Annotated in this window: 19 protein-coding genes; 11 read left to right on the top strand and 8 right to left on the bottom strand. The window is 66.5% G+C overall.

All coding sequences use genetic code 11. The features are described from left to right. Nucleotides 1-10: 10 nt before the first annotated feature. The 4 genes from ACF3ND_RS00435 to ilvB form a co-directional block, all read right to left on the bottom strand. Complete coding sequence (locus ACF3ND_RS00435) at nucleotides 11-1,288, bottom strand: TRAP transporter large permease (RefSeq protein WP_394063186.1); 1,278 nt, start codon at nucleotides 1,286-1,288, stop codon at nucleotides 11-13. Nucleotides 1,289-1,308: 20 nt separating this feature from the next. Then, complete coding sequence (locus tag ACF3ND_RS00430) at nucleotides 1,309-1,806, bottom strand: TRAP transporter small permease (RefSeq protein WP_394063184.1); 498 nt, start codon at nucleotides 1,804-1,806, stop codon at nucleotides 1,309-1,311. A gap of 5 nt (nucleotides 1,807-1,811) precedes the next feature. Next, nucleotides 1,812-2,774 carry a TRAP transporter substrate-binding protein gene (locus ACF3ND_RS00425; protein ID WP_394065870.1) on the bottom strand — a complete coding sequence of 321 codons (963 nt, stop codon included), beginning with the start codon at nucleotides 2,772-2,774 and terminating at the stop codon, nucleotides 1,812-1,814. Nucleotides 2,775-2,885: 111 nt separating this feature from the next. Continuing rightward, nucleotides 2,886-4,622: a biosynthetic-type acetolactate synthase large subunit gene (gene ilvB / locus ACF3ND_RS00420; protein WP_394063182.1), complete on the bottom strand. Its 1,737-nt coding sequence runs from the start codon at nucleotides 4,620-4,622 to the stop codon at nucleotides 2,886-2,888. Nucleotides 4,623-4,697: 75 nt separating this feature from the next. On the opposite strand from ilvB, the gene ACF3ND_RS00415 reads away from it, so the two are divergent. From ACF3ND_RS00415 to ACF3ND_RS00390, 6 genes are all read left to right on the top strand, one after another. Continuing rightward, on the top strand, nucleotides 4,698-5,390 hold the full coding sequence (locus tag ACF3ND_RS00415; RefSeq protein WP_394063180.1) for an SET domain-containing protein: 693 nt from the start codon (nucleotides 4,698-4,700) through the stop codon (nucleotides 5,388-5,390). Nucleotides 5,391-6,389: 999 nt separating this feature from the next. Further along, nucleotides 6,390-6,911 (top strand): TRAP transporter small permease, encoded by a 522-nt coding sequence (locus tag ACF3ND_RS00410; RefSeq protein WP_394063178.1) that lies wholly within the window; start codon nucleotides 6,390-6,392, stop codon nucleotides 6,909-6,911. Beyond that, nucleotides 6,908-8,221, top strand: coding sequence for a TRAP transporter large permease (locus ACF3ND_RS00405; RefSeq protein WP_394063176.1), 1,314 nt, complete (start codon nucleotides 6,908-6,910; stop codon nucleotides 8,219-8,221). Before ACF3ND_RS00410 ends, ACF3ND_RS00405 begins: the two co-directional genes overlap by 4 nt. Before the next feature lie 41 nt (nucleotides 8,222-8,262). Continuing rightward, a complete protein-coding gene (locus tag ACF3ND_RS00400; RefSeq protein WP_394063174.1) occupies nucleotides 8,263-9,288 on the top strand; it encodes a DctP family TRAP transporter solute-binding subunit in 1,026 nt (341 codons plus the stop codon). 151 nt (nucleotides 9,289-9,439) lie between these two features. Then, a complete protein-coding gene (locus tag ACF3ND_RS00395) occupies nucleotides 9,440-10,246 on the top strand; it encodes a MetQ/NlpA family ABC transporter substrate-binding protein (protein WP_394063172.1) in 807 nt (268 codons plus the stop codon). 13 nt (nucleotides 10,247-10,259) lie between these two features. Then, nucleotides 10,260-10,913: a methionine ABC transporter permease gene (locus ACF3ND_RS00390; protein ID WP_394063170.1), complete on the top strand. Its 654-nt coding sequence runs from the start codon at nucleotides 10,260-10,262 to the stop codon at nucleotides 10,911-10,913. Nucleotides 10,914-10,917: 4 nt separating this feature from the next. Here the strand turns inward: ACF3ND_RS00390 and ACF3ND_RS00385 are convergent, their stop codons facing one another. Continuing rightward, entirely contained in the window at nucleotides 10,918-12,420 is a 1,503-nt protein-coding gene (locus ACF3ND_RS00385; protein WP_394063168.1) for an AMP nucleosidase, read from the bottom strand. A 99-nt stretch (nucleotides 12,421-12,519) separates the two neighbouring features. On the opposite strand from ACF3ND_RS00385, the gene ACF3ND_RS00380 reads away from it, so the two are divergent. The 5 genes from ACF3ND_RS00380 to ACF3ND_RS00360 all read left to right on the top strand — a co-directional run bounded on the left by ACF3ND_RS00380 (nucleotide 12,520) and on the right by ACF3ND_RS00360 (nucleotide 18,498). Next, the gene (locus tag ACF3ND_RS00380; RefSeq protein ID WP_394063167.1) at nucleotides 12,520-13,461 is read left to right on the top strand and encodes an AEC family transporter; all 942 of its coding nucleotides are present in this window, start codon (nucleotides 12,520-12,522) and stop codon (nucleotides 13,459-13,461) included. 393 nt (nucleotides 13,462-13,854) lie between these two features. Next, nucleotides 13,855-16,026, top strand: a complete 2,172-nt coding sequence (locus tag ACF3ND_RS00375) for a malate synthase G (RefSeq protein WP_394063165.1) — start codon at nucleotides 13,855-13,857, stop codon at nucleotides 16,024-16,026. A gap of 296 nt (nucleotides 16,027-16,322) precedes the next feature. Beyond that, on the top strand, nucleotides 16,323-16,475 hold the full coding sequence (locus ACF3ND_RS00370) for a hypothetical protein (protein WP_394063163.1): 153 nt from the start codon (nucleotides 16,323-16,325) through the stop codon (nucleotides 16,473-16,475). Further along, a complete protein-coding gene (gene modD, locus ACF3ND_RS00365; RefSeq protein ID WP_394063161.1) occupies nucleotides 16,472-17,401 on the top strand; it encodes a ModD protein in 930 nt (309 codons plus the stop codon). Before ACF3ND_RS00370 ends, modD begins: the two co-directional genes overlap by 4 nt. A 113-nt stretch (nucleotides 17,402-17,514) precedes the next feature. Next, complete coding sequence (locus ACF3ND_RS00360) at nucleotides 17,515-18,498, top strand: AraC family transcriptional regulator (protein ID WP_394063159.1); 984 nt, start codon at nucleotides 17,515-17,517, stop codon at nucleotides 18,496-18,498. On the opposite strand, the gene ACF3ND_RS00355 is transcribed toward ACF3ND_RS00360, so the two are convergent. The 3 genes from ACF3ND_RS00355 to dinB all read right to left on the bottom strand — a co-directional run bounded on the left by ACF3ND_RS00355 (nucleotide 18,495) and on the right by dinB (nucleotide 21,735). Then, nucleotides 18,495-19,004, bottom strand: coding sequence for a 2,4'-dihydroxyacetophenone dioxygenase family protein (locus ACF3ND_RS00355; RefSeq protein ID WP_394063157.1), 510 nt, complete (start codon nucleotides 19,002-19,004; stop codon nucleotides 18,495-18,497). The genes ACF3ND_RS00360 and ACF3ND_RS00355 overlap by 4 nt on opposite strands. A 195-nt stretch (nucleotides 19,005-19,199) precedes the next feature. Continuing rightward, complete coding sequence (locus tag ACF3ND_RS00350) at nucleotides 19,200-20,390, bottom strand: acetylornithine transaminase (protein ID WP_394063155.1); 1,191 nt, start codon at nucleotides 20,388-20,390, stop codon at nucleotides 19,200-19,202. Between the two features lie 190 nt (nucleotides 20,391-20,580). Next, nucleotides 20,581-21,735 carry a DNA polymerase IV gene (gene dinB / locus ACF3ND_RS00345; RefSeq protein ID WP_394063153.1) on the bottom strand — a complete coding sequence of 385 codons (1,155 nt, stop codon included), beginning with the start codon at nucleotides 21,733-21,735 and terminating at the stop codon, nucleotides 20,581-20,583. Between the last annotated feature and the right edge of the window lie 106 nt (nucleotides 21,736-21,841).

Below are 21,841 nucleotides of genomic sequence, written 5' to 3'. Positions count from 1 at the left end.
GGACGATGAACTAACGATACACCAGGTCCCGCGCCCAGAGGCTGACTTCCGGCACATAGCTGATCACCATCAAACAGGCCACCACCACCAGCACGAAAGGCACCAGGGGCCTGGCCAGTCTTTCCAGCGAGATGCCCGCCACGGCGCAGGCGGCGAACAGGTTCACGCCAAAGGGCGGGGTGACCATGCCCAGAGCCAGGTTGACCACCATGATGACGCCGAAATGCGCCGGATCGATGCCGAAATGCAGGGCGACCGGCAGCAGCAGGGGGGCCAGCACCACGATGGAGGCGGAGGTCTCCACGAACATGCCGATGAGGAACAGGGCAGCGTTGACGCCCAGCAGAAAGGTGAAGGGGCTGTGGAAAATCTCGCCCAGCCAGGCCCCCAGGGCGGCCGGTATGCCGGCGCGGTTGAGCAGGAAGCCGAACACCCCGGCGTTGGCGATGATGAACATGATGACGGCGGTGGACACCACCGAGCGGTGCAGCACCTTGGAGAGATCGCGCAGGGTCAGGCTGCGATAGACGAACAAGGCGACCGCCAAGGCGTACATGACGGCCACGGCCGAGGCTTCCGTCGGCGTGAAGATGCCGCCGTAGATGCCGCCCAGGATGATCACCGGCATCAGCAGGGCCAGCCAGGCCTGGCGCAGGGCGGCCCCGAAGCCCAGGCGGCCCTGGCCGTCCTGCAGGCCCAGGCCGTGGCGGCGCGCGTACAGCCACACGTACACCATCAGTGCGCCGCCTATCAGCAGCCCCGGCCCCAGGCCGGCCACGAACAGTTCGCCCACGGAGGTGTCGGTGGACACGGCGAACAGAATCATGGGGATGGACGGCGGGATGATGACGCCCAGCTCCGCGGCCGAGGCCTGCAGGGACGCGGCGAAAGGGCGCGGATAGCCGTGGCGCACCATGGCCGGGATCAGGATGGCTCCCACGGCGAAGGTCGTGGCCACGCTGGAGCCGGCCACCGCCGCGAAGATCATGCAGGTCAGCACGCAGCTGCAGGCCAGCCCGCCCTGGACGCCGCCCACCACGCTCTTGGCGAACTCCACCATGCGGGCCGAGATGCCGCCGGCCTCCATCAGGTTGCCGGCCAGGATGAAGAAGGGCACCGCCACCAGGGGATACTTGTCCAGCGCCGCATACAACTGCTGGGCGATGACCAGGAAGGTCATGCGGCCTTCCCAGGCCACCCCGGCCATATTGGCCAGTCCCACCGCGATGGCCACGGGCACGGTCAGCACGAAGAACAGCAGCATGGACAGGAGCATGATCTGGGGCACGGTGTCTTCTCCGCTTCAGGCTAGAGCTGGGTATCGTCCACGACGGCGGGCGCCGGGTTCTCGATCCAGCGCGCCAGCAGGCCCAGCATGGCCAGCACGGCGCCGATCGGGATGGCGATGTACACCCAGGAGATGGACCATTCCAGACTGGGCATGGTCTGGAAACGCACCCGCCAGCTCATCTGCCCACCCACCCAGGCCAGCAGGCCGAAGAACGCCAGGCAGATCAGCAGCACCACGCCGTCCAGCCAGCGCTGCGAGCGGGTGCTCAGCCACAGGCGCGCAACGTCCACGCTGAGCATGGCGCCCTGGCGCAAGGCCAGGCACAGGCCCAGCATCACGGTCCAGATCAGGGCGGCACGCGACCAGGCCTCGCTCCAGTCGGCGGGCGACTGGAGCACGAAACGGGCGATGACCTGGTAGAAGGCCGCCAGCACGGCCGACAGCAGCAAGGCCTGCGCCAGCCACGACACGACGCGGAACAGCCCCCGGTCCAGGACGGACAGCATGGCCTTCATGGCGCTTACTGCGTCTGGCGGATGGCCTCGACCAGTTCCTGGCCGAACTGCTTGTAGTATTGCGGATAGACGGGCTCGACCGCCTTGGCGAAGGCGGCATGGTCCACCGTATTGACCTGCATGCCTTCGGCCTTGACGGCGTCCACGCCGGATTTCTCGATGTCGTCCACATAGGCGCGCATGGCCTGGGCGGCCGCCAGGCCCGCCTCCTTGAACTGCTGCTTGTCCGCGTCCGACAGGCCGTCATAGGCGGCCGGCGACATCAGCACCAGGGCCGGGCCGTACACGTGCGCCGTCAAGGACAGATATTTCTGCAATTGCGGCAGCTTGGCCGACACGATCACGGACAGCGGATTCTCCTGGCCGTCGATGGTGCCCTGCTGCAGGGCGGTGGCCACCTCCGGCCAGGCCATGGGCGTGGCCAGGATGCCCATCTGGCGGAAGGCGGCGATGTGGATGGGGTTTTCCGTGGTGCGGATCTTCAGGCCCTTGGCGTCGGCCGGCGTATTGACCGGACGCACATTGTTGGTCAGGTGCCGGAAGCCCTGCTCGCCCCAGGCCAGCGCCACGATGCCGCGCTTGGGAAATTCCGCCAGCATGTCCTGGCCGATCTTGCCGTCCAGCACACGGCGGGCGTGGTCCAGGTCGCGGAACAGGAAGGGGATGTCGAACACGCCGGTCTTGGGCACGAAGTTCAGGGTGGCGCCCGTGGACACGATGGCCAGGTCTATGGTGCCCAGCTGCAGGCCTTCGATGACCTCGCGCTCGCCGCCCAGGGCGCTGTTGGGGAAGGCCTCGATCTTGTACTGGCCGCCTTTTTCCAGGGTTTGCGCCAGGGCCTTGGCGCCTGCTCCGTAGTGGGAGCTGGTGGACAGGGCGTAGGCCAGCTTCAGGGTGGTCTGCGCCCCCGCCGTGGCCGCCATGGTCAGGCCCAGTGTCAGGGCCGCGGCCAGAAGGCCGTTCTTCATCCGCTTGCACAGCATGACTTCCCCTCCTGTCTGAATGGATCAGATGTATTTAAATCTCAGGCTCTACAGGGCGACATTGGGGTTTCTACGCCCGTGCGCGCCCGAACCGGCCTATTCTTCCACGTACCAGTTGTCCTCGGACAGCATCACCTGCTGGTGCCCGTAGCCGGCCGGCATCATGGGAAAGCAGTTCTCCAGGGCCAGCACTTCCACGTTCAGGAAGAACGGCCCGTCATGGGCCAGGCAGCGCTCCAGCGCGGCGTCCAGCTGGTCGGGCTGGGCCACCCGTTCGGCCTGCCAGCCAAACGAGCGCGCCAGGGCCACGAAGTCCGGCAGCGCCTCGTTGTAGCTGTGGCTGTAGCGTCCGTCGTGGATCAGTTCCTGCCACTGGCGCACCATGCCCATGTGGCGGTTGTTGCACAGGATGACCTTGACCGGGGCGCGGTGCTGCACGGCGGTGGCCAGTTCCTGGATGTTCATCAGCACGGAAGCGTCGCCGCTGACGCACACCACCAGCTTGTCCGGATGAGCGATCTGCGCGCCCAGGGCGGCGGGCAGGCCGTAGCCCATGGTGCCGGCGCCGCCCGAGGTCAGCCAGCGGCGCGGCCGGTTGAAGTGGATGTACTGCGCGGCCCACATCTGGTGCTGGCCCACGTCGGTGGACACGATGGCGTCGCGCCCCTCCAGCTGCGCATCCAGGCGCTGCAGCAGGTGCTGCGGCAGGATGGCGTCGGCCTGCGGCGTAACCTTCAGGCATTCCTGGGCGCGCCAGACGCCGATGCGCTGCCACCAGTCGTCCAGCCGTCCCGCGGGCAGGTCATGGGCCGAAAGCTCTTTGCGCAGGGCGCGCAGCAGGGGGTAGCAGTCGCCCACCAGGGCCACGTCGGCGCGCACCACCTTGTCGATGGAGCCGGGGTCTATGTCGATGTGGATCTTGCTGGCGTGCGGGCAGAAGTCCGACAGGCGGCCGGTGATGCGATCGTCGAAGCGCGCGCCCACGCAGATGATGAGGTCCGCATGGTGCATGGCCAGGTTGGCCTCCAGCGTGCCATGCATGCCCAGCATGCCCAGGAACTGGCCGTCCCTGGCCGGATAGGCGCCCAAGCCCATCAGGGTCAGCGTGCAGGGCGCGCCGGTCTCCTGCACCAGGCTGGTGAAGGCGTGGCAGGCGTCGGCGCCCGAATTGATCAGGCCGCCGCCGCCATAGAAGACCGGGCGGCGGGCATGGGAAATCAGGGCGGCGGCGCGCTTGATGGCGGCTTCCTGTGCGGGAGCGGCCTGCGCGGCCGGCGGCTCGGTCTGGTCCGGTTCGGCGGCCTGGGCGGGCGCCGCGGCGATCTGGATGTCCTTGGGGAAGTCCAGCAGCACCGGGCCGGGACGGCCCTGCGTGCACAGGCGCAGCGCCTTGGCCGCCAGCGCGGCCACGTCCTCGACGCGGCGCACCTGGGCGTTCCACTTGGTGACAGGGCGCGAGATGCCCACGGCGTCGCATTCCTGGAAGGCAGAGGTGCCGATGGCGGTGGTGGCGACCTGGCCGCTGATGCACAGCACGGGGATGGAATCGCACAAGGCGTCCAGCAGGCCCGAGGTGGTGTTGGCCATGCCGGGCCCCGAAGTCACCAGGACCACGCCGGGTTTGCCGGTGCTGCGCGCGTAGCCTTCGGCCGCGTGCACGGCGGCCTGCTCGTGGCGCACCAGGATGTGGCGGATCCGCGGCTCGGCGTACAAGGCATCATACAGCGGTAACACCGCTCCGCCAGGATAGCCGAATATGGTATCCACCCCCTGGGCGATCAAGGTTTCGAGCAAGAGTTGCGCGCCGTTGCGAGCGGTCGGTTCGACTGACATGGTTACGTGGCCCTGCTTGTTTTGTAAGATAGAGATCGCCTTCCAGTTTATTCCTTTTTTACAGGCACATCCCTCATGGTCGCTCAACGCCAACCCTGGCACGTCGTCAAACCTTCGCAACTGCATGGCAACGGCGTGTTCGCCAACCGCGACATCCCCGCCGGCACCCGCATCCTGCAGTACGCCGGCAAGCGGCTGACGCCCGAGCAGGCCGATGCGCTGTTTCCCGTCAACCCGGACGATCCGTACCACACTTTCTTCTTTTCGCTGAGCAGCGGCAAGATCATCGACGGCGGGCAGGGCGGCAACGATTCGCGCTGGATCAATCACTCCTGCGCGCCCAACTGCGAAGGCCACGAGAACAGCGACGGCACGCGCGTCTACATCGTGGCCATGCGCGACATTCCCGCCGGTGAGGAACTGCTGTACGATTATTCCCTGGTCATCGATGACGAGATCACCGAAGAACTGAAACAGAATTACCGCTGCCTGTGCGGAGCCCCCCAGTGCCGGGGCACCATGATCGCCCCCCAGCCGGCCGACGAGCGCCGCCAGGCCGCCGCAGACGAGCTGCGCCAGGCCGCCGCCGAACTGGAAGCCGAAATGGAGCATGCCCGCAACGCCCCTCTGGAAGAGGATGCGCCGGCCGGCGAAGATAAGAAGAAAGGCAAGAAGGACAAGAAATCCAAAAAGAAAAAGGACGGCAGAAAGGACAAGAAAGCCGCCAAAAAGGACAAGAAGGACAAGAAAGAAAACAAGAAGAAGTAGGGCGCTTCGCGCCCGCCGGGTCCGCCCGGCCGCAACCCCGTCGCATGGCGGGGTTTTTTTTTGGTACTGGATCGATTCCGGTGGACTTTGCAGTATGGATGAGGCCTTCTTGGGCCAAGCCGGGAAAAGTCTCGGTTTCCTTGAGGAGGCCTGGGCGGGCCGGCTTGGCTGGGTCCTTCGCCCGTGCTGCGCACGGGTGCCCTTGTCAGCACGCCGGGGCGGGCGGGTCGTGAACTCGGAGCGCGATTCGTCCCCCGGACGAACCGCAAGCGTGCTCCTCGAACAGCACGCCCCTTGCCTCCCGCCCCAACGTCCTGCCAAGGCGAAGTCCCTGACTCGCCCGCCGGCCCGCCCAGGCCCCCTCAAGGAAACAGCATCGCTTTGCTCGGCCCAAACAGCGCTGCGCCAACGTCATGAAGACTCCAGGCGCGGTCCACCAAGGCCAGGATGCTGCAAGACGTTCTTTATCGGCAGACACCTTCCTCGGCTGGTCGATAAGGTGGCCATTGTGTGCCGTTCAAGAAGTGGGCGGGCCGGTCAGGGCGGATCAGACGGCTTGCCGCAGGCGGAGGAACGATCCGGGAGGCAAGCATTCTGCTGTTCGAGCGCGACGCTCATGGCTCGTCCGGGAGACGAGCCATCGCGCGAGTTCAGAATGCGCCCGGAGCGATCCGCCGACAAGGGTACCGGTGCGCAGCACCGGCAAGCCGTCAGCCCAGACGGGCCCGCCCACTTCTTGAACGGCGTCTTTGCAAAGGCCAGCTTGGTTATCGATCGGCCGACTGCTACCCCGTAAACCGGGAAAAACTTTTGTGCCGCCTGTGCTTTCCAAGCCACGAACATCCACCGGGAGGGCAGGCCGCAACCGCAACGTGGAAGAAAAACCTGCCGCCGCTCAGGACTTCATACAGAAACGTCCACCGGGGGAAATCACCCAATGCCAGCGCGCCCCATGACCGCTAGCATGTAGCTTTGTCGCAAATCCCGAATCCATCCTCCATGGAACCACGCCTTCACGAACCGCCGCAAGAACACCTGGTCACCCCGCCGGCGCCCCGCACCCGCATCCCCCTGCAGCTCGAAGACTGGGCCTCGGTCCTGATCATGGCCGCGCTGGCCCTGATCACCTTCGCCAACGTCATCGTGCGCTACCTGACCGACACCTCCTTTGCCTGGACCGAAGAAATCTCCATCTTCCTGCTCGTGGTGCTGACCATGAACGCCGGGGCCAGCGCCTTCGTGCGCCACCTGCACATCCGCATCGAAGTCGTGGCCGACACCGGGGCCGAGCGCCGCCGGCGCCGCCTGGCCCTGTTCGGCATCGGCGTGACGCTGCTGTTCTTCGTCGGCATGGCCGTCTTGTCAGGCCGCATGGCGCTGGACGAACTGGAGTGGGGCGACACCTCGCCCTCCATCGGCGTACCCACCTGGCGGTACTCCATGTGGCTGCCCATCCTGTCCACCACCCTGAGCCTGCGCCTGCTGGGCATGTGGGTGCGTCGCTGGCGGGGCGAACCATGATCGCCGCCGCACTCGCCGCCGCACTGTTCCTGATCTTCATCGCCCTGATGATCTTGGGCGTGCCCGTGGGCGTGGCCCTGGGCGCGGGCGGGGCCTTCGCCATCCTGATGTCCAACCTGGACACGCACTGGTTCGGCCTGATGGCCGTGCCCCAGAGCTTCTACGCCGGGCTGGCCAAGTACCCGCTGCTGGCCATCCCCATGTTCGTGCTGGTGGGCTCCATCTTCGACCGCTCCGGCGTGGCCAGCCGCCTGGTCAACTTCGCCATCGCCGTGGTGGGGCGCGGGCCGGGCATGCTGCCGCTGGTGGCCATCGCCGTGGCCATGTTCCTGGGCGGCATCTCCGGTTCCGGCCCCGCCTGCGCGGCCGCCGTGGGCGCGGTGATGATAGGGGCCATGAAGCGCGCCGGCTATCCCAATCCCTTTTCCGCCAGCATCGTGGCCGCCGGGGCGGCCACCGACATCCTGATCCCGCCCTCGATCGCCTTCATCATCTATTCCGTGCTGGTGCCCGAAGCCTCCGTGCCGGCGCTGTTCGCCGCCGGCATGTTCCCCGGCATCCTGGCCGGCATAGGCCTGATCATCCCGGCGGTGTGGCTGTCGCGCCGCTACAAGCTGGGCACGGCCGAATCCCAGCTGCCGCGCCCGCCGTTCTGGCGCAGCCTGCGCGAAGCGTCCTGGGGCCTGATCGCCCCGGTCATCATCCTGGGCGGCATGCGCATGGGCCTGTTCACGCCCACCGAGGCCGCGGTGGTGGCCGTGTTCTACGGCCTGTTCGTGGGCATGGCCATCCATCGCACCATCAAGGTGCGCGACCTGTTCGACATCCTGCGCGAGGCCGCGGAACTGTCGGCCGTGATCATGATGGTGGTGGCGCTGGCCGGCATCTTCGCCTGGGCCCTGTCCACCCTGAGCATCGTCGATCCCCTGACCTCCGCCATCATCAACTCGGGGCTGGGCGAGTACGGCATCCTGGCGCTGATGATCGTGTTGCTGATCGTGCTGGGCATGTTCCTGGACGGCATCTCCATCTTCCTGATCTTCGTGCCGCTGTTCATGCCCATCGTGCACAACTTCGGCTGGCACCCGGTCTGGTTCGGCGTGCTGCTGACGCTGAACGTGGCCCTGGGGCAATTCACCCCGCCGGTGGCCGTGAACCTGATGGTGTCCTGCCGCATCGCCGGCGTGCCCATGGAAAGCACGCTGCGCTGGGTGGGCTGGCTGCTGCTGGGCATGGGCCTCACCATGCTGCTGGTCATCGCACAACCCGAGATCGCCCTGTGGCTGCCGCGCCACCTGGGCTTCAACTAGAAAACTTCATCACCACTGATAAAAAAAGGGAGACACGCCCCATGAAACTGCGACACATCCTGGCCGCCCTGGCCTGCACGGCCGCCACGCTGGCCGGCGCGCCCGCCGCGCAGGCGGCCTACAAGTCCGAATACAAATTGTCCATCGTGGTGGGCACCACCTTCCCCTGGGGACAGGGCGCGGTGATCTGGTCCGACCTGGTGCGCGAGCGCACCGACGGGCGCATCAACATCAAGATCTATCCCGGCACCTCGCTGGTGCAGGGCGACCAGACGCGCGAATTCACCGCCATCCGCCAAGGCCTGATCGACATGGCCGTGGGCTCCACCATCAACTGGTCGCCGCAGATCAAGCAGCTGAACCTGTTCTCGCTGCCCTTCCTGCAGCCGGACTCCAAGGCCACGGACGCGCTCATCCAGGGCGAGGTGGGCAAGGAGCTGTTCGGCTACATCGAGAAGGCCGGCGTGGTGCCGCTGGCCTGGGGCGAGAACGGCTTTCGCCAGCTGAGCAATTCCCAGCATGAAGTCTCCAAGCCCGAGGACATGAAGGGCCTGAAGCTGCGCGTGGTCGGCTCGCCGCTCTACATCGACACCTTCACCGCGCTGGGCGCCAACCCCACCCAGATGAGCTGGGCCGACGCCCAGCCCGCCCTGGCCAACAAGGCCGTGGACGGCCAGGAGAACCCGCTGTCCATCTATGCCGGCGCCAAGCTCTACGATGTGCAGCAGCAGTACCTGACGCTCTGGAACTATGTGTCCGATCCGCTGGTCTTCGTGGTCAACCGCGACGTCTGGAAGTCCTGGTCGCCCGAGGACCAGAAGATCGTGCGCGAAGCCGCCATCGAGGCCGGCAAGCGCGAGATCGAGATCGCCCGCAAAGGCATCACGGCCGAGGACCCCAGCCTGCTCAAGGAGATCGAAGGCCACGGCGTGACCATCACGCGCCTGACGCCCGAGCAGCACCAGGCCTTCGCGCAGGCCACCGCGCCCGTGGTCGAGAAATGGACCAAGACCATAGGCGAGGACCTGGTGAAGAAGGCGCGCGAGGCCATCGCCCAGTCGCGCTGATGCCCATGGCGGCCGGGCGACGGCTCAGGCCCGCGCCCGGCTATATGTTTACGACCGCGCCCGGCATAACCATGTAATCAGTCTGTCGTAGGGCGCGGGCGGCGAGCTTCCTAGAATGGATCCTTCCATTGCACTCCTGAAGGAAGCCGTCATGAAGCCCTACCTCGCACGCCGCCTGCTGGCCCTGTTCATCCTGACCGCCTCCCAGGCCTGGGCGGCGGACGACGTCCCGCTGAAAGTCGGCGTGCGCGGCGGGGTGGATGAACAGATCTGGGAAGTGGTCACCCGGGTGGCGGCCGAGCGCGGCCTGAAGGTGCAGCCGGTGGTCATCACCGGCACCGCCAGCCCCAACGAGGCGCTGAACAACGGCGATCTGCACGCCAACGCCTTCCAGCACATCCCTTTCCTGAACGACCAGGTCAAGCAGCGCGGCTACCGCATCGTGCCGATGGCCAATACCCTGATCTCGCCCATCGCCTTTTATTCGCGCCGCCACAAGGACATCAAGGACTTGCCCGAGGGCGCCAAGATCGGCATTCCCAACGATCCCAGCAACCAGACCCGCGCGCTGGCGGTGCTGCGCGACCACGGCCTGATCACGCTGCGAGACGGCGCGGACCCGCGCCAGGGCGCGGTGACGCTGGCCGACGTGGCGAGCAATCCGAAGAAGCTGGACTTCGTGGAAAGCACCTCCGTGGTGCTGGCCCGCTCCCTGCAGGACGTGGACGCCGCCGCCATCGTCAACAGCTTCGCCTACCAGGCCGGCCTGATCGCCACCCGCGACGGCATCGCCGTCGAGAAGGCCGAGGACAATCCCTACGTGAACATCATCGCGGTGCGCGAGCAGGACAAGGACGCGCCCTGGGTGCCCGAACTGGTCAAGGCCTACCACTCGCCCGCGGTCAAGGACTTCATCGAGAGCAAGTTCGAGGGCTCGGTGATTCCCGTCTTCGACTGAGGGCGCGTCCGCCATGTCCTCGCCCGCGCTCGACAAGTACCTGGCCGCCTTCCTGGAGACCCTGATCATGGTGGGGGTCTCCTCGGTGATCGCCATCTCGACCGGACTGCTCATCGCGCTCGTGCTGGCCATCAGCGGCAAGGGCGGCATCCACCCCCTGCCACGCTGCCACAAGGCGCTGTCGGTGCTGATCAATGCCTTCCGGGCCGTGCCCTTCATCATCCTGCTGATCGCCATGCTGCCGGTGACGCGCGCCCTGGTCGGCACCACGCTGGGCACCTGGGCGGCCATCGTGCCGCTGTCGGCCAACCTGATTCCCTTCTTCGCGCGCATCGCCCAGGTCAGCCTGAACGACGTGGACCCGGGCCTGATCGAGGCCGCGCGGGCCATGGGCTGCGAGCGCCGCCACATCGTGCGCCACGTGCTGCTGCCCGAGGCGCTGCCGGGCATCATCGGCGGCATGACGGTCAGCGTCATCGCCATGATCAACGCCTCGGCCATGGCCGGCGCCGTGGGCGCGGGCGGCCTGGGAGACCTGGCCATACGCTATGGCTACGAGCGCTACGAGACCCGCGTCATGTTCGAGGTGATCGTGATCCTGATCGCGGTGGTGTCGCTGATCCAGTTCGCGGGCGAATGGCTCGCCCGGCGGGTGAACCACCGCTAGGTTCCTACTGGAAGGCGGTTTCCAGGAAGCTGCGCAGCTTGCGCGAATGCAGGCGTTCCTTGGGCATGTCGCGCAGCAGCTCCAGCGCCCGTATGCCGATGTGCAGGTGCTGGCCCACCTGGCGGGCGTAGAACTCGCTGGCCATGCCCGGCAGCTTCAGCTCGCCGTGCAGCGGCTTGTCGGACACGCACAGCAAGGTGCCGTAGGGCACGCGGAAACGGAAGCCGTTGGCCGCGATGGTGGCCGACTCCATGTCCAGCGCGATGGCGCGCGACTGCGACAGGCGGCGCACCGGCTCGTGATGATCGCGCAGCTCCCAGTTGCGGTTGTCGATGGAGGCCACCGTGCCCGTGCGCATGATGCGCTTGAGCTCCCAGCCCGACAGGCCCGCGACCTCGGCCACGGCCTGCTCCAGGGCCACCTGGATTTCCGCCAGCGGCGGAATGGGCACCCAGGTGGGCAGGTCGTCGTCCAGCACATGGTCCTGGCGCACATAGCCGTGGGCCAGCACATAGTCGCCCAGGCGCTGCGTGGTGCGCAGGCCCGCGCAGTGGCCCAGCATCAGCCAGGCGGCCGGGCGCAGCACCGCCACGTGGTCGGTGATGGTCTTGGCGTTGGACGGGCCCACGCCGATGTTGATCAGGGTGATGCCGGTATGGTTGGCGCGCCGCAGGTGGTAGGAGGGCATCTGCGGGGCGCGGGCCAGGGGCGAACCGGTGGTGGCCGCATGGGCGCCGGCCGGCGTGATGATGTTGCCCGGCTCGACCAGGTCTATGTAGCCCTGGTCGTCGGCCGCCAGCACATCGCGCGCCCACTGGCAGAACTCATCCACGTAGAACTGGTAGTTGGTGAACAAGACGAAGTTCTGGAAGTACTCCGGGCGCGTGGCCGTGTAGTGCTGCAGGCGGTGCAGGGAATAGTCGATGCGCGGCGCGGTGAAGGGCGCCAGGGGCAGGGGCTCGTTGTGCACGCGCTCCCAGGTGCCGTTGACGATGGCGTCGTCCATGACGGCCAGGTCGGGCACGTCGAAATGATCCCTCAAGGTGTCGCCGGGGGATTCGGGAACGATGGTGACGGCGGACTTCACCCCGTTGCTCAACGCGAAATGCAAGGGGATGGGCAGGGAGGATTCGCCGATCTCCACCTTCACGCCGTGGTTGCGGATCAACAGCTCCAGCTGCTCGAGCAGATAGTCGTGGTAGAGCTCGGGCGCCGTGATGGTGGTCATGTAGGTGCCGGGCTCGACCACGTGGCCGTAGGACAGGCGGCTGTCCACTTCCTGGTAGGTGTCCACGCGCAGGCGCACGGCCGGATAGCAGGCCCGGAAGCGCTGGCCGCGCGGAAAGCCCGTCTGCAGGCACTGGGCGAAGGAGTCGCGCAGAAACGCCGTGTTGCGGTCGTAGATGGCGCGCAACTGCGCCACGGCCCGGCCGGCGTCCTCGTAACCAGCGAACGGGACCAGTTCGGGCGTGGACGTGGTGCGGGCATAACCGGTCTGCTCAAGCATGGCGACAGTTCCAAAGCAAAAAAACGAGTATAGAAAGACAGCATGACAATCATAAGCGGTTTATAGTGCCCGCTTATCGCTTCCGCCCCTTATCCTGCCGTGAGCCAGATCATCAACGCCGTCCTGCCCACGTTCGCCCTGATCCTGCTGGGCTGGCTGGCCCGGCGCGGCGGCGTGCTGGGCGGGGAGGCCATGGACGCGCTCAACAAGTTCGTGGTCTACCTGGCCCTGCCGGCGCTGCTGTTCAAGGCCATGGCCGAAATCCCCCTGGACCAGTTGCGCCAGCCCGGCTTCATCGCCGCCACGCTGCTGAGCATCGCCGTCGTCTATCTGCTGGGCTGGCTGTCCAGCCGCCGCCAGGGCGTGGAGCGCGCGGACGCCGCCCTGGACGCGCTCTCGGCCTCCTACTCCAATTCCGGCTACATGGGCATCCCGTTGTGCCTGATGCTTTATGGTCCGCAAAGCCTGCCCGTGGTGGCGCTGGCCATCGTCATGACGGCCTGCCTGCTGTTCGCCTTCACCCTGGCCAAGATCGAGTTCCTGCGCCAGCGCGGCGGCAACGGCCTGGCCGTGGCCCTGACGGTGGGGCGTTCGCTGCTGCGCAACCCCCTGGTGCTGGCGCCGCTGGCCGGCGCAGCCTTCGCCCTGGGCGAACTGCGGCTGCCCGCGGGCCTGTCCAGCACCGCCGGCCTGCTGGGCGCGGCGGCCAGCCCCTGCGCTCTGGTTTGCATTGGACTGTTTCTGGCGCAACCGCAAGCCCCCCTGTCCACCCAGCGGACACGTCTTTCTGTTGTTTTGTGCCTAAAACTGCTCGTCCAGCCAGCCCTGGCTGCGCTGTTTGCCTTCGTTTTGTTCGATATGCCGGTGATGTGGGCCAGCATCGCCGTACTGCTTTCCGCGCTGCCCACCGGCACCGGTCCATTCATGCTCGCGGCGCTCTACATGCGGGATAGCGCCCTGATCTCGCGCTCCATCCTGTGGTCCACATTGCTGTCCGTGGCGACCGTTTCGGTGCTCGTACGTCTTCTACCTCATATATAAGACTTGTCGAAAACCAGTAAATACATTAAGTATGTAGTCTTATTACAATAAGTATGAGATTCGAGCAGGCCGACTCCTTCATAATTTAGCGTTATCCAACCTGGCGTTGTGCTGGACGCGCGTGTGCCGTCTGCCATCAAGCCGCAAAATTAGCCTCCGTTAGAGCTTGTTTGCGAGGGTTTAGCGTTTTTTATATGCCGTTGGATGACGGTCTGCTTGCCCTGATGCCTTACGAGCCCCGACGCCTGCGCTGCGGCCAGCGTCCCGCGCCCGACCCCCGCCCGCCGGCTGTATCGGGCGGGTTGCAGCAGCGATGTACGCCCGGCCTTTGCTTCGGGTTGGTCTGCGACATCGCCTTTACCGAATCACTTTTCACTATCAGCAAGGGTAACCATGACCACACGAATCTCCTGCCAGCGATTGCAAGTCGCCGAGGTGCTTCATCAGTTCATCGAGCAAGAAGCCTTGCCCGGCACTGGTGTTTCCTCCGAGTCCTTCTGGGCTGGTTTCGACAAACTGGTACATGACCTGGCCCCCAAGAACCGCGCACTGCTCGCCGAGCGCGACCGCCTGCAGGCCGAACTGGACAAATGGCACGGCGCGAACCCAGGTCCCATCGCCGACATGGGCGCCTACAAGACGTTCCTGAAATCCATCGGCTACCTGCATGATGCGCCCGCCTCCGTGCAGGTGAACACCGCCAACGTGGACACCGAGATCACCGACCAGGGCGGCCCGCAGCTGGTCGTGCCCATCATGAACGCCCGCTACGCCCTGAACGCCGCGAACGCGCGCTGGGGCAGCCTGTACGACGCCCTGTACGGCACCAACGCCATCCCCGACGCCGACGGCGCGGAGCGCGGCGGCGCCTACAATCCCGTGCGCGGCGCCAAGGTCATCGCCTTCGGCCGCCAGTTCCTGAACGATTCCATCCCCCTGGCCCAGGGCAGCCACGACCAGGCCACCTCCTACGCCATCGTCGACGGCGCCCTGCGCGTCACGCTGGAAGACGGCGGCAGCACCGGCCTGAAGGACACCACCACCCTGCTGGGCTACCGCGGCCAGCCCGACGCGCCCGAGGCCATCGTGTTCCTGCACAACGGCCTGCACTTCGAGCTGCAGATCGACGCCGACAGCCCCATCGGCAAGACCGATCCGGCCGGCGTGAAGGACATCGTCCTGGAATCGGCCCTGACCACCATCATGGATTGCGAAGACTCCGTGGCCGCCGTGGATGCCGAGGACAAGACCCTGGCGTACCGCAACTGGCTGGGCCTGATCACCGGCTCGCTGACCGAAGACATCCGCAAGGGCGACAAGGTCTTCACCCGCCGCCTGGCCGAAGACCGCCAGTACACCGACCTGCAAGGCAAGGCCCAGGTGCTGCCCGGCCGCTCGCTGATGTTCGTGCGCAACGTGGGCCACCTGATGACCAACCCCGCCATCATCGACGGCGAAGGCTTCGAGATCCCCGAAGGCATCCTGGACGCCGTGGTCACCACCCTGATCGGCATGCGCGACCTGCAGCTGAAGAAGAATTCGCGCACCGGCTCGCTGTACGTGGTCAAGCCCAAGATGCACGGCCCCGATGAAGTGGCCTTCGCCTGCGAGACCTTCGACCGCGTCGAAGCCCTGCTGGGCCTGCCCGCCAACACGGTCAAGATCGGCATCATGGACGAAGAGCGCCGCACCAGCGTGAACCTGAAGGCCGCCATCGCCAAGGCCACCGAGCGCGTGGTGTTCATCAACACCGGCTTCCTGGACCGCACCGGCGACGAGATCCACACCTGCATGCAGGCCGGCCCCGTCGTGCGCAAGGCCGACATGAAGCAAGCCGCCTGGCAGCCCGCCTACGAGCGCAACAACGTCCAGGTCGGCCTGCAGTGCGGCCTGCGCGGCCACGCCCAGATCGGCAAGGGCATGTGGGCCATGCCCGACCTGATGGCCGAGATGCTGGAGCAGAAGATCGCCCACCCCAAGGCCGGCGGCAACACCGCCTGGGTGCCTTCGCCCACGGCCGCCACGCTGCACGCGCTGCACTACCACCAGGTCAACGTGGTGGAAGTCCAGAAGAGCCTGGAAAACGAAAACAACGACTACCTGGACAGCATCCTGACCATCCCCGTGGTGGAGAAACCCACCTGGACCGCCCAGGAAATCCAGGAAGAGCTGGACAACAACGCCCAGGGCATCCTGGGTTACGTGGTGCGCTGGATCGACCAGGGCGTGGGCTGCTCCAAGGTGCCCGACATCCATGACGTGGGCCTGATGGAAGACCGCGCCACGCTGCGCATCTCCAGCCAGCACATCGCCAACTGGCTGCTGCACGGCATCGTCACCCGCGACCAGGTCGTCCAGACCCTGCATCGCATGGCCGCCGTCGTGGACAAGCAGAACGCCGGCGACCCCGCCTACCGCGACATGGCCGGCAACTTCGACACTTCGGAAGCCTACAAGGCCGCCGAAGACCTGGTGCTCAAAGGCCTGGAACAGCCCAACGGCTACACCGAGCCCCTGCTGCACCAATGGCGCCTGGTCTTCAAAGAAGCCCACGCCACGGTCTGAGCCCGGCTGCGCCGCCCCGCCCCACGCGGGGCAGGCCCATCCCCAGGAATCCCCGCCTCGCCAGCGGGGATTTTTTTTGCCGCCGGGCCGTCGGAATGCCGCTTCACCCAAGGCAAAAGCGCCCCCTTGGGGGGCAGCGTGGGGGCATTCTTTTACCGCCGGGAAAAATCGGGCCGCCGTGACGGCGATGCCTTTGAAGAACCCCCCTTTCCTGCCGACGCGCTGCGGGCGATTCCTGTTCGTCCATTCTCGTTATAAACTTTCATATATAGCGTAAACCGCCGACAGGAAATCCCATGAGATCTTTGCTGTTTTCCGCCGTCCGCCATGAGCCCATCGACCTGAACCTGGCCGTGCTGAAGGGACGCCTCGACACGCCCGCCCTGGCTTGCTGGACGCGGTTCCTGGGCTGCTTTCTGGCGCTGCGGCGCTACGGAAATCACACATGAACGTATTTTTCGAACAAAGCCAGATCGACCAGTGGATCAGCGAAGATGCTTCCTGCCTGGACCTGACCAGCCACATGCTGGGCCTGACCGAACAGCCGGCCATGCTGCGCTTCGTGGTCAGAAACGAGGCCACCGTGGCCGGCACCGAGGAAGTCATGCGTCTGGTGCAGGCCTGCGGCGGCCAGACCCGGCTGCACCTGCGCAGCGGCGCGCGCGCCGCGCCCGGCCAGGCCTTGCTGCTGGCCCAAGGGCCGGCGCAGGCGCTGCTGCGCGCCTGGAAGGTGGGACAGAATCTGCTGGAATTCGCCTGCGGCGTAGCCAGCCTGACGCACGAAGTCGTGCGGGCCGTGCAGGCCGCGGACCCCGCCGTGGCCGTGCTGACCACCCGCAAGCATGCGCCGGGGCTGCGCAAGCTAGCGCTCAAGGCCACCCTGGCCGGCGGCGCCATGCCCCACCGCCTGGGCCTGGGTGAAACCATCCTGGTCTTTCCCCAGCATCGCGCCCTGCTGGGCGGCTGGGACGAGGTCGGGCAGGCTGTCGCCCGCCACAAGCACGCCATGTGCGAAAAGAAGATCGTGATCGAAGCCGACGGCCTGGACGAGGCCCGCCGCGCGATCGAAGCCGGCGCCGACGTGGTGCAGTTCGACAAGGTGCCGCCCGAGACACTGGCGCGCATCGTGCCCGAGCTGCGCGCCGCCCATCCCGGCGTCCCCCTGCTGGCGGCCGGCGGCATCCACGCGGGCAACGCCGCCGCCTATGCGGCCACGGGCGTGAATGCGCTGGTGACCAGCAACCTGCACTACGCCAAACCGGCCGATATCGGCGTGAAGATCGAACTGGCGGACGGCCGCGGCGAACAGACGCTGCCGGCCATCGGAGTGCCGGCCACCGGGATGCCGGCCACCGGAACCAACGGGTTTCGCTGAGCCGCGAGCCGGATGAAGCGCTCAGGGATACCCCCCATGCAGGCGCCGGCCGGGCGGGCCTACACTAGGCCCTTGCCACATTTCCACTCATGCTCGGGAACGGAGGGTTCCACATGGCGGCGGCAGCAGGGCTGGACCTGTCGGGACTGTACCGCAGCCCGGTCTTTCATTCACAGGCGGCGGACCCGTCGCACCAGGAACTGAGCAAAGTCATCTCCAAGCACGGCCTGACGTGGGGCCGGGGCCGCGTCAACACGACGCTGTTTCGCCGCGACATCAGCCGCATCAGCGTCATGATCCTGGGCTATGGGGCCGAAGTGGAGATCCAGGCCGACGGCTTCCAGGACTTCAGCCTGGTGCAGATGCCCTTGCGCGGCGTCGCCGAATTCATCAGCGACGGCTGCACGCTGACCGCCTGTCCGGGCGAGGTCGCCATCCTGTCGCCGCGCCAGCAGGTGCGCACGCTCTGGCAGGGCGGTTGCGAACAGCTCATTCTCAAGGTCCCCCATGCCCTTTTCGACGGGGCCTCTGCGCAGGACGCGCCGACAGGCGTACGCCCCGCTCCCGCAGGCAAGATCGACGACCGCCACGCGCCGCAGTGGGCGGCCCTGATCCGGCAATTGTTGTCCTTGTCCGGCTCCGACCATCCCGCCTGGCTGCGCCATGTCGAGACCGGACTCGCCCTGTTCCTGCTGTGCCACGGCGCCGCCGAGGAGCCAGCGGCCCGCGAACAGGTTCTGCTCGGATCACAGGACCGGGCCGGGCTGGCGCGCCTGCGGCAGGCGCAGGCCTACGTGCTGGGTCACCTGCACGCTCCCATTTCCCTGGCCGACCTGGCCGGAGCGGCCGGGCTCAGCCCGCGGGCGCTGCACATACTGTGCCGCCGCCACCATGGGGAATCGCCCATGAACTGGGCGCGCAACCTGCGCCTGGAGGCCGCGCGCCGATGCCTGCTGGCCGACCCTCGCGTCGGCGTCACCGAGGTGGCGCTGGCACACGGCTTCGGGCACCTGGGCCGTTTCTCCGCCTACTACCAGGCGCGCTTCGGCGAATTGCCGAGCGCCACGGGGCAGCGCGCGCCGCCCGGTCCGGCCTAGATGAACATGGCCTTGTTGATCGGCAGATCGTGCTGCTTACAGTAGCTCAGGTAGTGGTCCATCATCCAGAACACATCCACGATCTCGATGATGCGATCCTGCTCGTCCAGGAACTCGATGGGCGTGCCCAGGTGGAACAAGGTCTCCATGCCCTCGTCGGAGACCAGGGTGTGCGTGCGGCCGGGACTTTCATGGATGTAGTCGCCCGCCCTGGCCACCCAGTCATATTCTTCGTAGCGCAGGCTGCCCTTCAGCACGTAGCCGGTCACCTTGGCACGGTGCCGATGCCGGCCCAGCGAACCGCCCTTGTCCGCGCGCATGATGTGCACGGATACGTTGTTGCGCACGTCAAAGCTCAAGTGGCGCAGCCAGATGTTGGGGATGAAGGGAATCCACGGCGAGGTCTCTTCCGACGTGTCGAAATGGCCCTCCACCAGCGCAAACTGGTCCCGCACCTGATCCAAACGCCGTTCCACCTCGATGTACTTGTCGACGGTCTGTTCCATGTGTTTGTCTCCTGTTGAAATGATGGCGTGATGCCGGACTTCATTCTAGGAATCGATACGCCGCCAAACTATCCAGAAACCGCATGATGTGGGGCGGCGTCTGTCCGCTTCCGGCACGGACCGCCCGCGCCCATGCCGGGCGCGCAAGAAAAAACCCGCCGAGGAGGCGGGTTTTTCCGGGAAGGCAGCGGGGACTTAGCCGCGCACCTGCACCAGCAGTTCGTCCAGCCAGGCCAGCATCAGGTCGATTTCCTGGGACGTGATGTTCAGGGCGGGCATGAAGCGCAGCAGATTGGGGCGGGGCGAATTGAGCAGCATGCCTTCGGGCGCGCGCTCGCGGGCGGCGTTGACGATGGCCGGACCGTCATCCTGGTCCAGGATCAGGGCGCGCAGCAGGCCGGAGCCGCGCTCGCCCTGCATGCCCCACTTAGCGCTGATGGCCAGCAGGCCCTCGGACAGTTGCCGGGCGCGGGCGTTGACCGCGTCCAGGAAGCCGGGCGAGGTCAGTTCGTCGAACACGGCCACGCCGGCGGCGGTCATGAGAGGGTTGCCGTTGTAGGTGCCGCCCTGGTCGCCGGGCTGGAAGCAGGCCACTTCCTCGCGGGCGCACAGCGCCGACAGCGGCACGCCGCCGCCGATGCCCTTGCCCAGGGTCATGATGTCGGGACGGATGCCGGCCTGTTCGTAGGCGAACAGCGTGCCGGTGCGGCCCATGCCGGTCTGCACCTCGTCCACGATCAGCAGCACTTTATGTTCGTCGGCCAGGGTGCGCAGGCCCTGCAGGAACTCCGCCGTGGCGGGAATGACGCCGGCCTCGCCCTGTACGGGCTCCAGCATGATGCCCACGGTCTTGTCGTCGATCAGGGCGCGGACCGATTCCAGGTTGTTCAGTTCGGCCTTGGGGAAGCCCTCCACCTGGGGCGCGAACAGGCGATCCCAGCCGGGCTTGCCGGAGGCGGACATGGTGGCCAGGGTGCGGCCATGGAAGGAATGGTCGAAGGTGATGATCTTGTAGGCGCCGTCCTTGTTCAGCTGGCCCCACTTGCGGGCCAGCTTGATCGCGCCTTCGTTGGCCTCGGCGCCGCTGTTGGCGAAGAACACGCGGTCAAAGCAGGAGTGCGTGACGATGCGCTTGGCCAGCTCGATGGAGGGCTCGTTGTAGAAGGCGGGCGAGGGATTGATCAGCTTGGCGGCCTGCTCGTTGATCGCCTTGATGACGCCGGCGGGGCTGTGGCCCAGCGCGTTCACCGCCCAGCCCTGGACCGTGTCCAGGTATCGCTTGCCGTTGTGGTCTTCCAGCCAGGAACCTTCTCCTCGCACGAAAACCAACTCCGGACGCTGGGTAATTTCCATTAATGCACGTACACCGGCCCGATCGAATTCCATAACGGCAAACCTTGATCAAAGAAGAAAAAATAAACCAGCCCGGCGGCTGGACAAGCCAATTCTAACGCAGCCTGCCCCGACCGGAACGCTTGAGCCTGGGACAATTGCCTTCCGGCCGCCGATTGTCCCTTTTCCGGCACAAACGGAGCGCCCGGGCCGGCCGCAAGCCGCGCGCCGACGGGCCTGGCAGCTAGAACAGGCCGTCCAGGTTCAGTTGGCGGGGCTGCTCCGGGGGCAGCTCGCTGATGGGCAGCAGGGCGCTGGCCTTGACGCCCAGCAGGCGCAGGCGCCGGTCCAGCACGGCGCGCTTCAGGTTCTGGCGCGCGGCAGCCAGGATGGCCTCGGACGCCAGCACCGGCACGGGCAGGGACAGGTCGCGGGTGACGATCTTGAAGTCCTCGAACTTGAGTTTGACGCCTATGGTCTGGGCGCACATGCCGGACTTGCGCAGGTCCTGCTCCAGCTGCTCGCACAAGGCCTGCAGCACGGCCGACAGGCGGGCGCGGTCCTGGCGCACGTGCAGGTCGCGCTCGAAGGTGGTTTCGCGACTGGTGGACTTCGGAGTGCGTTCGGTGGACAGGGGCCGCTCGTCCTGGCCCCGGGAGACAGCCATCAGCCACCGGGCGTAGCGCAGGCCGAAATGCTCCTGCAGCAGCTCGGCCGGGGCGGCGGCCAGTTCGCCGATCTGGTGTATGCCCAGCCCCGCCAGCTTCTGGAAGGACTTGGGGCCAATGCCGTTGATCTTGCCCACCGACATGGGCCAGATGCGCGTGGGCACGTCCTCCATGGTCAGCACGCAGGCACCGTTGGGCTTGTTCAGCTCGGAGGCGATCTTGGACAGCAGCTTGTTGGGCGTGACGCCCACCGAACAGGTCAGGCCCGTGGCCTGGTTGACGGCGTGACGGATCTGCTCGGCCAGGACCAGGCTGTCTTCGGTCCTGTGGCTGAGGTCCACGTAGATCTCGTCGATGCCGCGGTCCTCGATGCGATCGGACACTGTGGCCACGGCCTGCTTGAACAGGCGCGAGAAATGGCGATAGGCGTGGAAGTCGGCCGGCAGCAGGATGGCCTGGGGCGCCAGCTGGGCCGCCTTCATCAGGCCCATGGCGGAGAACACGCCCAACTGGCGCGCTTCGTAGGTGGAGGTGGTGACCACCCCGCGCCCGACATAATCCCCCAGGCGTGCCAGATGCCAGCTGCCGTCGGGCAACTGGCGCGGCGCCTGCGTGCTGCGCCCGCCGATGACCACGGGCAGGCCGCGCAGATGCGGGTAGCGCAAAAGCTCCACGGAGGCGTAGAACGCATCCATGTCCACGTGCGCGATGCGTCGGTCAAGCGATTCCATCCCCTGCGCCTGGGCCTTGGCCAGCCTCCATACTGTATATATAGACACCATTGTAGCGCCAAGACCGGGCGCCCGGCTGAATGAACCGATGGTTGACCCAGGTCAC

This window comes from Alcaligenes sp. WGS1538 (genome assembly GCF_043187505.1).
In the GTDB taxonomy this organism is placed as follows: Bacteria; Pseudomonadota; Gammaproteobacteria; order Burkholderiales; family Burkholderiaceae_B; genus Alcaligenes.
Note: the sequence above shows the minus strand (reverse complement) of the source record. Positions and strands in the feature narration are given on the sequence as shown.